The following is a 14,852-nucleotide window of genomic DNA, read 5'->3' on the forward strand; positions in this document are numbered from 1 at the left end:
CGCGGCGGACCGGGCAGGGCGGGACCGGGCCGGGCAGGACCGGGCCGTACAGTCGGGCCGGAAGGCGACCCTCAGTCCACCGGCATCGACATGTACACCGCCCGCCGCCCGTAGCACTCGGGCACCGCGACCTCCCGGTGCGCCCGGTAGCCGAGCAGCCGCAGCAGGATGTCCGCCCCGCGCACCGCGACCATCGAGATCCGCTCGTACCCCTGCCCGACCGCCTGCTCCCGGAAGTGCCGCATGAAGCCCAGCGCGACCTCCCGCCCGCGCAGCTCCTCGGCGATCACCAGGTCGTGTACGTGCAGGTTGCGCGACCGGTAGGCCGTCACCTCCGGCCGGCCGAGGTCCGGGCAGCGCAGTGGCGGGTACGGCAGGCTCAGCAGGTAGCCGCGCACGAGGCCGCGTTCCTCCAGCACGAAGCAGGTGGCGGGCGAGCTGCGGGCGCGGGACTGCAGCGCCTCCCTGCCCTCGGACAGGCCGTCGGCGGCGTAGGCGGCGTGCTCCAGCTCGGCCACGGCGTCCCAGTCGCCGTCGGCCAGCTGCCGGATCCGGAGGCCGTCGCTCACCGGGCCGCCCACCGGGCCGCCCACCGGGCCGCCCACCGGGCCGCCGCTCACCGCGCCGTCTCCGTACCCGCGGCCGGCCCCTCCGCAGCCGGGGCCAACCCCTCCGCGCGGGCGGCGGCCACCAGCGCCGCCCATGCCTCGATCAGCACCGCCCACCGCTCGACGTCCTGCTGCGCCTCGTCCAGGAGCCGCTGCCGCCGCCCGGCCACCACGTCCGCGAGCGCGGCGTACTTGCCGCCCAGCTTGCGGTAGGAGCGGTCCAGGACGTCCAGGCAGTGCTCGTTCCGGGACCGGTCCCAGTGGGCGCTGCGCCGCACCGAGTCGAGGATCGGCTCGACCCGCAGCCCGTGGCGGTCGTCCAGCAGCGCGCCGCCGAGGTCCATCATCTCGCCGTAGACCGGGTAGAGGTACAGCATCGAGAGCAGGAACTTGACGAACCGCAGCTGGTAGGCGACGAAGCCGGGGCCGGTGCGGCGCTCGGGCGTGTAGTAGTTGACGATGTGGCGGTTGTGGACGACGCCGGGCAGGCCGGCGTCGAGCACGACGTGCGACAGGAAGTAGTCGCTGCCGATGGTCTCGGTCGACGGCAGCAGCGGCAGCAGTTCGTAGACCCGGTGGTCCAGGGCGATGTTGCACATGTCGACGTGCCAGATGTCGGGCACGCCGAGGACGGAGTCGTCGGCGGTGAACGGCTCGGCGCCGGCACCGCTGAACGAGGCCTCCACCACCGCGTTCCTCTCCTCCTCCGACCACAGCGGCGGGGCCCACAGGCCCACCACGTCGTGGTAGACGGCCGGATCCAGCTCGCGGATCTCGCCCACGTCCACGGACAGTTCGCCGATGAAGGAGCCGCCGACCAGCACCACCGGCTTGTCGGCGTCGGCCGGGTCGAGCTCGGACCGGGTCACCACGGCCGCCGCCTCGCCCGCGGGCCGGCCCAGTGAGAGCAGCTCGTGGTGGATCGGGAAGACCTTGCGGCCGTCGACGGTCTGGAAGTCGGCGTCGTCGTTGCGCTGGTGCACCGAGGTGCAGCCGAGGGCGGCCGCGGCCAGGAAGAGCCGGTTCGTGCAGGCGCCGTACGCGACGGCCGGCGGGAGCATCAGGTCGAGCAGCAGGCCGGGGTCGGGGGCGCCGGAGCGCTCGGTCACCCGCCGCAGGAACGCCCGCTGCTGAGCCTCGCCGAGGTGGTGGACGACCACACCGGGGGCGGGGGCCAGCGCGGCCACGGCGCCCGCGTTCTCCGCGAATCCGGCGGCGTCGTTGGTGTCGAGGACGAGCAGGTGCACCTCGACCTCGAAGTTCGCAACGGCGTGGGCCGCCTCCTCGGCCAGGTCCGCGATGGTGCTGGCGCAGGGCCGCATGGTGGGCAGGGCGAGGCAGATTCTCCGCATGGCTGGGATTCTCCGTCGAGTCGTCAGATGTGGTGCCACGGTGGCGAGTCGGATGCACACGGATGCCCGGGAAAGGGGTTCGGCCGGTCCGCTGGACTACCGTGGACTAGACCATTTGTGATGTCAACGATTGACAGCGCGGCTCCGGTCGGGCTCGCACGACCCTCCTCCGGCGGCCGCCCGTCCCGGCGCGGCCCGACCCCGGCGCCCCGGCAGTCTTTTCGCACGTGAGGACGAGCACCCCCCGCGTGGTCGAACGTCCGGGCGAACGGGAGGGGTTCAGTGCCGCGCATTGCGCCGTAAGGGTCAATCCGGACCGCGGACCTGCCGATACCGGATGCGACGCCCTCACGTCGTTCGGAGGAGACCGCAATGCCCGACCTGTGGCTTCCCGGTGCCGAGGTCCACGACCTCGGCGACCACGCACCGACCGATCAGCAGTACCCGCCGAAGGCCATCGCCCACATCACCTGGGACCGCAACGCGACCGCCGCCGCACCGCAGGACTGGTGCCCCTACGAGGACCTGGTGAGCTACTTCACCGGCAGCGGCGCCGGCGACGCGCCGCACCTGGTCTGGGACCCGTTCAGCGGCCGCACGGCGCAGCTGTTCCCGGCCGACTCCCGCTCGAAGAGCCTGCTCAGCCCGACCGGGAGCCCGACCCGCACCAACCGGGCCGGGCGGGTGGTGATCCAGATCGAGGCGGTGTTCTTCCCGTACTGCCGCTACCAGGGCCGGGTCTACCCGCGGCTGGTCGACACCCCGTGCGCGGGCTGGGGCCGGATCCACGCCTGGATCGCCTCCTGGGGCGTCCCCGACGTGTGGCCGATGGGCCGGCCCGTCGACTTCTCCGGCCACCGCGACGAACAGGTGTGGGAGACCCGCGGCGGCTGGTACGCACACGCCCACGTGCCGTTCAACGACCACACCGACCCCGGCTCCTGGCCCGACCTCACGGCCGGCTCCGGAACCCCGGACCCCCCGCCCTCGCAGCAGCACCCGGTGCCCCCGCAGGCCCCGGCGCCCGCCCGCTACCAGGTCTCCATCAACGGCCTGGCGTACGGCTACGGCGCCCAGGGCTACCAGGTCACGGCGGTCGGGCGGGCGCTCGTCTCACGCGGCTTCGGCGCCCACTACCACTCCGGCCCGGGGCCGACCTGGACGGACGCGGACACCGAGAACTACGCGGACTACCAGGGGAGTCTGGGCTACTCCGGGCAGGCGGCGGACGGCGTGCCCGGCGAGGGTTCGCTGAGCCGGCTGCTCGGCTACGTCCCCGGGCAGCGGACGGTGTCGGTCGCCCACGTGGTCTCCGCCGCGCGCACCGACCCGGGCGCCGAGCAGGGCCACCGCACGTACGGGGCCGAGGTGGCGATCGTGGAGCAGGCGCTGGTGGACGAGGGGCTGCTCGAACAACGCTGGGCGGACGGCTCGTTCGGCACCCGCACGGTCGCCGCGTACGCGGCCTGGCAGCGGCGCTGCGGGTACCGGGCGGGCGCGGCGGACGGCGTCCCCGGACAGGCCTCGCTGCAACGGCTCGGCGCGGCGCAGGGCTTCTCGGTGACCGACTGAGCGGCGCGGAGCTCCGGGGGAGCGGCTCGGGTACTCCCGGGGGAGGTGTGTCGGCGCGTCCGGAGTGCGGGCGCGTACTCGCCCGGGAGTAGCCGATGCTACTCCCGTCGGCAGATGCCCGATGAGGGGCGAGCGGGACAGTCTCGGGGTCGTGTCCGTGGCCACGACTCGAAGGAGGTACCCGTGCCCTCGTCCACCGGAGCCGGTGGGGCCGGCAGGGCCGCCAGTGCGACCGCTTCCGCTGCGGCCGGCGGAGCCGTCGCGACGTCCGGAACGGCCCTCGGCGGCAGGCGGCGATCGGCGGATCGCATCCTGCCGCCGAGGGCGCGCAAGGCCCTGGTCGTCCTGCACGTCGTCGCCTCGGTGAGCTGGCTGGCGCTGATGCTCTGCCTGCTCACCCTGGCGGTGACGGCGCTGACGACGGCGGACGCCGACCGGCTGCGCACCGCCTACCGGGCGATGGGTCTGCTCGGCGACGCCCTGGTGCTGCCGCTCAGCCTGCTCACCTTCCTGAGCGGGGTGGTGCTCGGGCTCGGCACCTCCTGGGGCCTGTTCCGGTACTCCTGGGTGAGCACCAAGTTCTGGCTGACGCTGGCGGCGATGACGGCCTCGGTCTTCGCCCTCACCGCCCGGCTGCACGACGCGGTGCGCGCGGTGGACGCGCATCCGACCGGCCCGATCCGGGCGTCGGAGCTCGGCGTCGTCCGCTACACCACGGTGATCGTTCCGGTGGTCGCCCTGTTGCTCCACCTGTTCGCGGTGGTGCTGTCGGTGTACAAGCCCTGGGGCCGCCGCCGCACGGCCGAGGGCGCACGTCCGGGCCGAATACCGCCGGCCGGCCCCTGAGGCCGGGGGGAAGGGGGAATGTCCACCCAGCAGGCAGGCGTTGACCACCCTTGTGACCAGCACCGCGCCCACCACCAGGCTCTCCGTGCTCGACCGTTCCCGCACCCGTCAGGGCGAGGAGCCGGCCCGGGCGCTGCGGGACACGGTCGACTTCGCCCGCGAGGCCGAGCGGCTCGGGTACCACCGCTTCTGGGTCTCCGAGCACCACGGGGTGCCGGGGGTGGCCGGTTCGGCACCCACCGTGCTCGCCGCCGCGGTGGCGGCGGCCACCTCGCGGATCAGGGTCGGCACCGGAGGGGTGATGCTGCCCAACCACCAACCCATGGTGGTGGCCGAGCAGTTCGGGGTGCTCGCGGCCCTGTTCCCCGGCCGGATCGACATGGGCCTCGGCCGCTCGGTCGGTTTCACCGACGGTGTCCGCCGGGCGCTCGGGCGGGAGAAGGACGCGGCGGACGACTTCGGCGCCCAGCTGGCCGAGCTGCTCGGTTACTTCGACGGGTCGCAGCAGGTGCACCGCGGTGTCCGTGCCCGGCCCGCGGAGGGACTGCACGTTCCGGCCTTCGTGCTGGCCACGGGGGCCGGCGCCGACCTGGCCGCCGACGCCGGGCTGCCGCTGGTCATCGCCGCCGCGCGCGGGGAGGAGCGGATGCTCGCGGCGATCGACCGCTACCGCACCCGGTTCCGCCCCTCCGCGCAGGCCGCCGAGCCGTACGTGGTGGTCTCGGGCACGGTCGCGGTCGCCGGGACCGCCGAGCAGGCCCACGAGCTCCTCGTCCCGGAAGCCTGGTCCGGCGCGTACTCCCGCACCCACGGCGAGTTCCCGCCGCTGGCCCCGGCCGCCGAGATCCGCGCGCGGGCGATGACGGCGCGGGAGCGGGCCGCGTACGAGCAGTCGCTCAAGGGCCACATCGCGGGCACCCCGGACGATGCCGCCGCCGAGCTGGCCGCGCTGGTCGAGCGCAGCGGGGCGGACGAGTTCCTGGTCACCACGAGCACCTACGACCGCGCTGCGCTGCTCGACTCCTACCGCCTGCTCGCCGAGGCGGTCGGCCAGGCCTGAGCCGGTGGTACCCCCTCGGGCGGTACCGGGCCGACCCGCCACGATCCGTCCGGCTCGATTTCTGAGCAGGCCCGATGACCTGCTACTGTTCTGTCCGTCGAGAGGAAGTGATCTTCCGGAGAGCGAATCTCTCGAACATGCGTCAGCGGTGCTACCAGAGCACGTCCTACTTTCAGTAGGAAGAGTCCGTGCGATCCGGGCCTGGCGCTCCACCCGAAGGGGCTCGTTCCGTCCAGCGGAGCGGGCCCCTTCGTCATGCGTGTTGCTCATGGCCGCTGCCCATGAGCCCGCCTCATCGTGGTTCCTCATGAGGGCCACCATGAGCGCCCCTCATGGCGCTGCCCATGAGCGTGCCTCATCGCGTTCGACATGAGCGCCGCTCATGGCCAGGGCTCAGGTGTTCGCCTCTCGCGCGGTCGTCCCTTTATCGCATTCCGGGGCTCGAAACCTTCCCCGTCGGCCCGGTATCGGCCAAGGTCCCGTGCCAGGTGGCCGATGAGCACCGTTCCCGAACGGTGAGCGGGCCAGCGGGTTTGCCCACCCGGGCCGGTCTGATGAATCGTCATACCTTGGCTGGAACCAGCCGCTAATGATGTGAATATGCCATTGGAACGTTCGTCAGACTGAACCCCGGCAGTAGCCTTCCGTGTCGAACCTGCCACTGCTGGTGGCGATCCGGTCGGTGCCGCAGAGCGCCCGGCCGCCCAGACCCCGCGAAGGAGCCGGTGTGCCGGGTATCGACGAATGCCTCTCCGGAGCGATGGAAATCGCCGGAGCCCGCGCCGCGAGCCTGGTCGACTGGAGTAGCGGGCTCGCCCTCGGCAGTGTCGGAGAAAGCCCGACGGGCGAGCACGAGACCTCCGCCGCCGAGGCAACGGACCTGGTCCGAGCGGCCGTCGAGAGCCAGACCTTCACGGCGGCGGAGAACCGGCGGTCCCCGCTGGAGGACATCATCGTCACTGCCGGCCGGAGTTACCACCTGATCCGCTTCATCGACACGGTCTTCGACAGCCGGCTCGTCCTGCATCTCTGGCTGGACCGTACGGCGGGCAACCTCGCCGTCGCCCGCTTCCGCCTCCAGGCGCTGGCCGAGGAGCTGGTGCTGGGGTGAACCCGACGTCCGCGACACCCGAACCCCTCCGGCCGCCCGTCGCATTTCGGCCGTCGACGCGTCCTGCCGCAGTCTCCGGACCAGCCGCCGCACCCGCATCCACCCGCACCTCCACCTCCACCTCCATCTCCGCCTCTGCATCCTCCCCTGAAGCCGCCTCCCGGCGGTGGCCCGCGTGACCGCCGCCATCGGCACCGTCCCGCCCCCGACGGAGTACGCCGCACCGAAGACCCCGGGCGAGGCGCTCGCCCTGCTCGCAGGCCGTCGCGCCACCGGCGCCCTGCACGGTCCGCTCGGCACCCTCCACCTCGTCGACGGTGCGGTGGCCGGCGCCGAGTCCCCGCGCGCACCCGGCCTGGCCGACCTGCTCACCGGCTGCGGCCGGATCACTCCCGAGGACTGGGCGGACCTCGTCCGCGTCCACGGCCCGCAGGCCAGGGTCGGCGACGTCCTCGTCGAACGGCGGCTGCTGACCAGGGGAGAGCTCGAACTCGGCCACCTGGGAACGCTGTTCGACGCCGCCTTCTTCGTCCTCGCCGATCCGGGCGGCGGCCTCTGGCGGTTCGAGTCGGACGTCCGGCACTGGCTCGGACCGGTCGCGACGGTAGAGCCGGACCGGCTCCGCCGCGAGGTGGAGCGCCGAGGCCGGCTGCTCGACCGGATCTGGCCCTGGGCGCAGCTCGACACCGCCCCGGTCCGCCCGGTGGAGCACAACCGCCTGCCGTCCCACCGTCCGCCCGGTCGGCGGCGCCGGGAGCTGATCGACCACGCCGACGGCCGAAGAACCCCGGCGGACCTGGCCCGCCTGCTCGGCCGCTCCGGCTTCGGCGTCACGGCGGACGTCCGCCGTCTGGCCGCCGCCGGACTGCTCGACGCGCCGGGGCCCGTCGCGCCGGGGCCCCCGCCCCCCGCCCCGGGGCCCCCGCCCCCCGCGCCGCACCCCGGTGCGCTGTACGGCGGTGCGTCCCACCCCGGTGCCCCGCACGGTGGTGCACCGCACGGTGGTGCGCCGCATCCGACCGCACCGCACACCACGGTGCCGGGTGCCGCCCGGTCGGCGACCGCACCGTCGGCCGTCCCTCCCGCCGCGAGCGGGAGAACGTCCGGCGGCCTGCACCGCCGGATCCCCGGCGCCACCCTGCGCGGAGTCACGAGGAGCGGTGCCGTCGTCGTCGGTGCCGTACAGGTCGGCACCCCGGGCGCGGCGTACTCCGCCGCGGCCGCCCGGCCCCCGGCGCAGTACACCGCGCAGGCCGACGCCGGAACCCCCGCCCGCCCCGACTGCCCGCCCACCCCGGCAGCGGCCCACCCGCTGACCGTCCCCGACCCGGACATCGCGCTGCTGACCCGGGTCCGAGACCTTCTGGAGGCCCGACTTTGACCCACTCCCCGCCCGCGACCCCGCCGTTCCGGCCATGAGGCGGGCGCTCAAGCAGCGTGTCGGAAGGAGACAACTGATCGCCTTGGAGACCGAGCTGCTCGCCGAACTGCGTGCCTGCAAGCACCGCGTCCCGCACCTCGCAGGCGGCCTGGTGGCCAGTGTGGACGGCCTGCTGGTCGCCCACGACACCCACGGGACGGAGCCCTCCGGCCTGGCCGCGATGACGGCGGCCTCGCTCTCGCTGGCCCAACGGCTCGCCGACACCACCGGCCAGGGTGAGTTCCGGGAGTCGCTGGTGCGCGGTGAGCACGGCTACGTCGCCACCTACGCGGCCGGCGGCAGCTGCGTGCTGACCCTGCTGGCACATCCGGACGTCAACGTCGGCCGCCTGCACCTGGAGGCCCGTCGCAGCGCCCAACGCATCTCCGGCCTGCTCAACGACGCCCTCCTGCCGAAGGATCCGCGCGACGTGGGCTGACCCGGGCCCACCCGCCCCCTACCTCACTGCCGCACCACACCACCCACCACCACGACACCACACGCCACAACAGCACACACGACACACCACAACACCAGCCACAACCCAACCACCGAACGGGAGTTACCGAGATGACCGACGCACCCGGCGCACTCAAGCAGGCCATGACCAGCATCGAGGGGGCCATCGGCGCCGCCCTGGTCGACTACAACAGCGGGATGGCGCTCGCCACCCTCGACGGCCCCGGCGGCCTGGACCTCAATGTGGCCGCGGCCGGGAACACCGACGTGGTCCGCGCCAAGATGCGCACCATGGACATGCTCGGCCTGGGGGACGGGATCGAGGACATCCTGATCACCCTGTCCAGCCAGTACCACCTGATCCGCCCGCTCACCAGCCGCACCGGCAAGGGCCTGTTCCTCTACCTCGCGCTGGACAAGGGCCGCGCCAACCTGGCCATGGCCCGCCACCAGCTCCTCAAGATCGAGGCTGACCTGGAGGTCTGACGGCCCCCGGGCACCGGAGGAGTCCCCGGCGGTGGCTCAGGCCCCGCCGGGCTCTTCCCCCGGCGTCCCGTCCGGCTCGGCCCAGCGGACCTCGCCGCCGGGCAGCCCCGCGCACGCCACGTCCCCGGCGGTCAGCACGGTCCACGGGGCCAGCTGCGCGTGCGGCGGGACGGACAGCGCGCCGCCGCCGGCGAAGCCCAGCTCCAGTCCGCCGGCCAGGGTGATCCGGGCGGTGTCGACGGTCCGCCCGACCAGCGCCAGGAGCGGGGTGCTCGGCTGGAAGGTCAGCGCCGGGAAGAAGTGCCCGACCTCCTCCGGTGCGGCGAACGACGGCGCCGCGAAACGGAATTCGTGCGCCACCCGGACGCTCACCCCGCCGTCCAGCAGCAGGTCCAGCCGCCCGCCCCCGCTGACCGACTCCACCCGACGGCCGGCCAGCACCTCCGTGATCGCGTTCTGCATGCCTTCAGTCTGTCCCAACCGGCCCCGGGTGACTCACCGGCCGGCCTCCCGCCGCAGTCTCCCGCCCACCGCCCACCGCCCACCGCCCACCGCCCACCGTCCACCGCCCACCGCCCGCCGCCTGCTGCTCGTCCGCGAGCCCGCCGCCCGCGAGCTACCCCGCTGCCCGGCCGCGCACCAGCTCGACCGGCCCGCCCGCTCCCTCCCGGGCCGCCAACGCGGCGGCCGTCCGGTCCCAGGACGGCCCGGTCAGCAACGAGCGCGCCTCGGTCGGATCGCAGAGCCGCCACTCCACCAGCTCCGCCTCCTGCAGCACGATCGCGTCGAGCATCGCGTCCGTCACCGTGCCCCCGTCGTAGACGTACACCAGCACGGCCGTGTCCCGCCCGGTCGCCGGGTCCGCCCCCGGATCGGCTGCCGCTCCCGGCTGCCAGTCCAGTGCGAGCAGCGGTCCGGGCTCGACCTCCAGGCCCAGTTCCTCGCGGATCTCCCGGCGGGCCGCCGTGCGCGGCGCCTCCCGGTCCGCCTCGACCCCGCCGCCCGGCAGCGTCCAGTACGGGTCCCGCCCGCGCGGTCCGTCCCACGGCCGCAGCCGTACCAGCAGCACCCTCCCGGCGGCGTCGGTGAACAGTGCCCGTGCCTTGGCCCGGATCCGCGGTCGGGTGGCGTAGAAGGTGTCCGGGTCCAGCGGCGGAGCCGGCCGCTGTGCGGTCGCCGGGTTCAGCTCCGGGGCGGCGGCGAGTCCGAGGTACTCGGGCACCGGGCCGTCGGCCGGCAGTTCCCGCAGGGTGTGCCCGGCCGGCCGGCTGCCCTCCAGTTCCAGCGGTCCGGCCGTCCGCGGCGCCCGCAGACAGGCCGTCACCCGGCGCGACAGCAGGGGTGGCAGCGCGTGGCCCGCCTGCTCGGCGGTCAGCCACGTCCACCCGCCGACCTCGGCTGCGTCCGGCCGGATGACCGCGGTCTGCTGCTCCGTCAGCGGCTCGGCCCAGTAGAGGTACGCCACGATCGGCGGGCGGCCGTGGTCGACCGCCCAGTCGACGCAGGCCAGCGGCCCCAGCCGGGGCGTGAACCCGAGCTCCTCGGCGATCTCGCGCAGTGCGGTCTCCCGCGGCGACCGGTCCGTCGGCTCCCACCCGCCGCCGGGAATCGCCACCGGATGCTTCCGGTCGTACGGCAGCCGCACCACCAGCAGCCGCCCGTCCCGGTCCGGGAACAGCACCCCGGCCGCCGCCAGGATCCCCCGACCGTCCGCGCCCGCACTCGCCACCCCGACTGCCTCCACCCCGACTGCCTCCACCCCGGCTCCCTCCGCCGCACGCTTCCCCGGTCACGACAGCCCGGGCCACCTCCATGGTTCCCGTCCGGCCGCGGCACCGATCACCACCGTCGGGTGACCGTAGCCACTCCGCCGGACACCCGACCACGCCACCCACGAGTGCGCGCCCACGCCGGTTCCACGTCCGCCCACGCCGACGCGGCATCGTCCGCACCGTCCCCGAACACTGCGTCCGCCACCTCGGGCGATGGCGGGGCATCGCCACCCGCTGTCCTGCCCGGCCTGGATACGGTGACGGCATGACGACGATCCTGCGGCACCCCCGACCTGGATTCATGTGGGATTGGTGGGCAGTGGACGCTCAGGGCCTCCTGGTGCAGTTCAGCTGCGGACCCGCTCCCGAGCAGCTACTGGCGCATGTGGACCGTGTCGACGCCGCGGCGGCGTGGGCCGAGGAGAACCGCCCTGCATGGTTCGGCTCTGCTCCCGCGTCGCTTCACGCCTTCAGCTGCAACGGCGAGCTGCCGGTCTACACCCGCAAGGGCGTCCCGGACTCCCCGTTGCGGCTGTCCGACGCTCCGGCAGTCGTCGCGGACGTTGCGGCCCTGGTCGAGCTGCGCAGGGCGGTGGGAGACACCTGGACGGTCCACCTCGACGAGGGATGGGTCTAGGCAGCCCCCCGCCGCTCCGCGCGGCTCCGGCCGGGGTGTCACGCCTCCCCGTCATCCCAGGGAGGCCAGCGCCTGTGCCACGGCCCGCGCCATCTGCTCGTCGTGCCGGCCGCTCGCGCCGCGCAGCCGGGCGGCGGATTCGGCTGCGGCGAGTGCCAGCAGGCCGGGCAGGAGGTCGGTGCTGCGGGCGACGACCCAGCGGGTGCCCTGGGTGGCCATCCACCACAGGTCGGCGGCCAGGCTCGGTGGGGGCTCGGCCGGTGCGGTGGCGGGTGGCGGGCCGAGGGGGTGCCCCGCCTCGACGAGCAGCGCGTGGAAGCCGCGGGCGATCAGATGGTGGCCCTCGGCGCTGGGGTGCAGGCGGTCCACGCTCAGCAGCCGCCGTTCCTCCAGCCACGGCAGCTCGGCGAGGTGCAGGTGGATCGCCCGGTGACGTACGGAGAGGGCGTGCACCACCGTGTTGACGGCCCGCATCCGCCGTGCCAGCGGGCGGGCGAGCGCGGCCGGGAGGGGGAGCAAGGTGCCCGGGTCGGGCAGGCAGGCGGTCAGCAACACGGCGCCGTGTCCGGACAGTTCACCCAGTGTGGCGTCCAGTTCGAGGGTGGTGCGCCGGATGTCGAAGCCGGCCCGCAGGGTGTCGTTCCCGCCGACCACCACCGCCGCCAACTGCGGTCGCAGTGCCAGCGCGGCCGGTAGCTGACGAGTCGTCAGTTCGCCGCTCAGTGCGCCGCTGTACGCCAGGTTGGTGAACTCGACGTCCCGCCCCCCGGGCGCCAGCGACCGGGCCAGGACGGCCGCCCAGCCGCGCCACGCCTCGCCCACCGCGTCCCCGACTCCTTCGGTCAGCGAGTCCCCGAGCGCGACGAACCGCGTCAGCTCGCCGGCCGGTGACCGGTCCTCCGCCAGCCGGTCAGGACCGGTGCCGAGCATGCTCATCCCGACCCCCTTCGCTCGTGCCGCCGTTCCGTACGCCGTGCGCCGCGAGGAACGCGGCCACCGCCGCGGGCCAGCCGTACCGCTCGGCCTGTGCGCGGGCGGCCGCCCGCCGGACGCCCTCCGGCCGGTCCAGCAACTGGCGGACCGCGGTGGCGAATCCGTCTCCCGTGTCGGCGGCCGCGACCCCGGCGAGGCCGATCAGGCCGGGCAGCGCGGAGGACCGGCTCGCCACGACTGGTGTCCCGCAGGCCAGCGCCTCCATCGCGGCCAGTCCGAAGGTCTCCACCGGCCCGGGCGCGAGCACCACGTCGGCGCAGCCCAGCAGTCGGGCGAGCGCCTCGCGCCCGCTCAGGTGTCCGAGGAAGCGCACCGGGAGCCCCAGCCGGGCGGCCCGGTCCGCCAGCCGCCCCCGCAGCGGGCCGGTCCCGGCCACGGCCAGGACGGCGGGCACCCGTCGGGCCCGCAGCGCGGCCAGGGCCTCGACCGCCCGCTCCGGCCGCTTCTCCGCCGAGAGCCGCGAGCAGAGCACCAGCAGCACTTCTGCCGGGGCGGCGTACCGGGCCCGCTGCGCCGCCCGGTCGGCCGGTGGCAGCGGCCGCATCGCCTCCAGGTCCACCCCGAGCGGCGCCCGTGCCAGGTTCGGCGTGCCGATCCGCCGGAACTCCGCGGCGGCCCAGTCGGTGGTGCACAGCACCGAGTCGTACGCGCGGGCGGTTGCCGCGTTGAGCCGGTCGGCGGTGGCGTTCGCCAGTGGCCCGGGCACTCCCCGGGTGCGCAGCACGCCGGCGGCGCTCTCGTGCGACACCATCACCGAGCGCACCCCGTGCCGCAGTGCCCAGGCGCCGGTCCAGCGCAGTGTGGTGCGGTCGGACACCTCCAGCCGGTCGGGGGAGAGCCGGGTCAGTTCGGCGGCCACCGCCCGGCGGTCGGTGAGCAGCCGGTACCCGCCGCTGGCCGGCAGGACCGGTCCCGGCAGGGTGACCACCAGGCCCTGCTCGGTCTCCTCCTCGGTGCGCCGCTTCCCGGGCACGATCAGCACCGGCCGGTGCCCGGCGGCCCGGTACCCGCTGCCCAGGTGCCGAAGCGCGGTGCGCAGGCCGCCGGAGACGGGCGTGACGAAGTTGGCGAGCCGCACGATGGTCAGGGCCTCGCCGTTCTGGGCGGAGGTCATGCCGGCAACTCCTCCGGCATGCTGTCCGCGGCCGCCGGGTCCTTCGCGGCGGCGGTGTCCGTCGCGCCGGCCGTCACCGGCCCCGGCATCGCGGAAGCCGGCACGACCGGCCCCGCCGTTCCCGTCCCCGCCGTCCCGGTCCCCGACAGGACCGTCCCCGACGGGACCGTCCCCGACACCCCCCGGTGCTCCGCCAGCACCTCGGCGTAGTGCCGCAGCAGCAGGTCCCCGACCGCCTCCCAGGTGCGCGCGGTGACCTCCGCCCGTCCGGCCCGTCCGTACGCGGCCCGCCGCGCGGGGTCGCCGGCCAGCTCGGCCACCGCCCGGGCCACCGCCGCAGCGTCCCGGGGCGGTACGAGCAGGCCGGTGCGGTGGTGCGCGACCAGGTCCAGCGGACCGCCCGCCGCCGGGCCGATCACCGGTACCCCGCTCGCCATCGCCTCCTGGATGGTCTGACAGAAGGTCTCCAGCGGGCCGGTGTGCACGAACACGTCCAGCGTCGCGAAGCACCGCGCCAGCTCGTCACCCGTCCGGCGGCCCAGGAACACCGCGCCGGGCATCGACGCCTTCAGCCCGGGCGCGGACGGCCCGTCCCCGACGACCACCACCCGCACCCCGGGCAGCGCCGAGGCCGCCGCCAGCAGGTCGACCCGCTTCTCCGGCGCCAGCCGCCCGACGTACCCGACCAGCACCTCCCCGCCCGGCGCGAGCGCCCGGTGCAGCGCCTCGTCCCGGTGCCGGGGGTGGAACCGCGCCGAGTCCACTCCGCGCGGCCACAGCTGCACCCGGGGCACCCCGTGTGCCGTGAGGTCCTGCGCGGCCGGGGTGGACGGCGCCAGGGTGCGGGCGGCGGCCCGGTGCACGGCCCGGATCCGCCGCCACGCGGCGGCCTCCCCGAGCCCGCGTCCGGCCCGGTAGGCGTGCGCGTACCCGGCGAGGTCGGTCTGGTAGACGGCGACGGCGGGCACTCCGAGCCGCGCCGCCACCTGCCCGCCGCGCGCCCCGAGCACGAACGGGCTGGCCAGGTGGACGATGTCCGGCCGGTGTCCGGCGATCGCGGCCGCCAGCTGCCGGCTCGGCAGGGCGATCCGCACCTGCGGGTACCCCGGCAGCGGCATCGACGGGACGCGCACCACGGGGATCTCGGCCGCCTCGGCACTCCCGAAGGTCTCCGGCGGGCACTCCGCCCCCCGCGCCGGCGCGGGAGTGACGACAAGGGGCTGGTGGCCCCGGCGGACCAGATGCTCGGCCGTCCGCAGCACGCTGTGGGCGACCCCGTTGACCTCGGGCGGGAAGGATTCGGTGACGATGACGACACGCATGCCAGTGTTCTGTCCGTGTCCGGCGTGCTCCGGGCCAAAGGGATCTGTCGTACAAGCGAACGCGGGTCGGCGATTTGCACCGCCGGCCCGCGTCCTCCTC

15 protein-coding genes are annotated in these 14,852 nt (G+C 74.8%); 8 read left to right on the top strand and 7 right to left on the bottom strand.

The features are described from left to right. Positions 1–71: 71 nt before the first annotated feature. Complete coding sequence (locus ACZ7KX_RS16715) at positions 72–620, bottom strand: GNAT family N-acetyltransferase (RefSeq protein WP_470327052.1); 549 nt, start codon at positions 618–620, stop codon at positions 72–74. Beyond that, a complete protein-coding gene (locus ACZ7KX_RS16720; RefSeq protein WP_470327053.1) occupies positions 617–1,960 on the bottom strand; it encodes a DUF6271 family protein in 1,344 nt (447 codons plus the stop codon). The genes ACZ7KX_RS16715 and ACZ7KX_RS16720 overlap by 4 nt, the downstream gene beginning before the upstream one ends. A 372-nt stretch (positions 1,961–2,332) precedes the next feature. Between ACZ7KX_RS16720 and ACZ7KX_RS16725 the strand changes: the two genes are divergently transcribed. The 7 genes from ACZ7KX_RS16725 (at position 2,333) to ACZ7KX_RS16755 (ending at position 8,914) form a co-directional block, all read left to right on the top strand. Then, positions 2,333–3,532: a peptidoglycan-binding protein gene (locus ACZ7KX_RS16725; RefSeq protein ID WP_470327054.1), complete on the top strand. Its 1,200-nt coding sequence runs from the start codon at positions 2,333–2,335 to the stop codon at positions 3,530–3,532. A gap of 183 nt (positions 3,533–3,715) precedes the next feature. Beyond that, a complete protein-coding gene (locus tag ACZ7KX_RS16730) occupies positions 3,716–4,378 on the top strand; it encodes a DUF2269 domain-containing protein (RefSeq protein WP_470327055.1) in 663 nt (220 codons plus the stop codon). A gap of 40 nt (positions 4,379–4,418) precedes the next feature. Next, complete coding sequence (locus ACZ7KX_RS16735; RefSeq protein ID WP_470327056.1) at positions 4,419–5,438, top strand: MsnO8 family LLM class oxidoreductase; 1,020 nt, start codon at positions 4,419–4,421, stop codon at positions 5,436–5,438. Positions 5,439–6,165: 727 nt separating this feature from the next. Further along, complete coding sequence (locus ACZ7KX_RS16740) at positions 6,166–6,549, top strand: hypothetical protein (RefSeq protein ID WP_350524811.1); 384 nt, start codon at positions 6,166–6,168, stop codon at positions 6,547–6,549. 175 nt (positions 6,550–6,724) lie between these two features. After that, positions 6,725–7,930 carry a hypothetical protein gene (locus ACZ7KX_RS16745; protein WP_470327057.1) on the top strand — a complete coding sequence of 402 codons (1,206 nt, stop codon included), beginning with the start codon at positions 6,725–6,727 and terminating at the stop codon, positions 7,928–7,930. 82 nt (positions 7,931–8,012) lie between these two features. Further along, complete coding sequence (locus ACZ7KX_RS16750) at positions 8,013–8,408, top strand: roadblock/LC7 domain-containing protein (RefSeq protein ID WP_350526655.1); 396 nt, start codon at positions 8,013–8,015, stop codon at positions 8,406–8,408. Between the two features lie 131 nt (positions 8,409–8,539). Continuing rightward, positions 8,540–8,914, top strand: coding sequence for a hypothetical protein (locus tag ACZ7KX_RS16755; RefSeq protein WP_350526656.1), 375 nt, complete (start codon positions 8,540–8,542; stop codon positions 8,912–8,914). Positions 8,915–8,950: 36 nt separating this feature from the next. Here the strand turns inward: ACZ7KX_RS16755 and ACZ7KX_RS16760 are convergent, their stop codons facing one another. Beyond that, complete coding sequence (locus ACZ7KX_RS16760) at positions 8,951–9,376, bottom strand: DUF6188 family protein (RefSeq protein WP_470327058.1); 426 nt, start codon at positions 9,374–9,376, stop codon at positions 8,951–8,953. 154 nt (positions 9,377–9,530) lie between these two features. Then, positions 9,531–10,673 (bottom strand): NUDIX hydrolase, encoded by a 1,143-nt coding sequence (locus tag ACZ7KX_RS16765; protein ID WP_470327059.1) that lies wholly within the window; start codon positions 10,671–10,673, stop codon positions 9,531–9,533. Between the two features lie 278 nt (positions 10,674–10,951). Here ACZ7KX_RS16765 and ACZ7KX_RS16770 point away from each other — a divergent pair, with 278 nt between their 5' ends. After that, a complete protein-coding gene (locus tag ACZ7KX_RS16770) occupies positions 10,952–11,323 on the top strand; it encodes a hypothetical protein (RefSeq protein WP_470327060.1) in 372 nt (123 codons plus the stop codon). Positions 11,324–11,374: 51 nt separating this feature from the next. On the opposite strand, the gene ACZ7KX_RS16775 is transcribed toward ACZ7KX_RS16770, so the two are convergent. Genes ACZ7KX_RS16775 through ACZ7KX_RS16785 form a run of 3 tightly spaced genes read right to left on the bottom strand, consistent with a single transcriptional unit; the run spans position 11,375 to position 14,752 of the window. Continuing rightward, positions 11,375–12,253, bottom strand: a complete 879-nt coding sequence (locus tag ACZ7KX_RS16775; protein WP_470327262.1) for an SGNH/GDSL hydrolase family protein — start codon at positions 12,251–12,253, stop codon at positions 11,375–11,377. Continuing rightward, on the bottom strand, positions 12,234–13,430 hold the full coding sequence (locus ACZ7KX_RS16780; RefSeq protein WP_470327061.1) for a glycosyltransferase: 1,197 nt from the start codon (positions 13,428–13,430) through the stop codon (positions 12,234–12,236). The genes ACZ7KX_RS16775 and ACZ7KX_RS16780 overlap by 20 nt, the downstream gene beginning before the upstream one ends. Next, positions 13,427–14,752: a glycosyltransferase family 4 protein gene (locus tag ACZ7KX_RS16785; RefSeq protein WP_470327062.1), complete on the bottom strand. Its 1,326-nt coding sequence runs from the start codon at positions 14,750–14,752 to the stop codon at positions 13,427–13,429. Before ACZ7KX_RS16785 ends, ACZ7KX_RS16780 begins: the two co-directional genes overlap by 4 nt. Positions 14,753–14,852 lie beyond the last annotated feature (100 nt).

It is taken from the genome of Kitasatospora sp. NPDC038210, assembly GCF_055600605.1.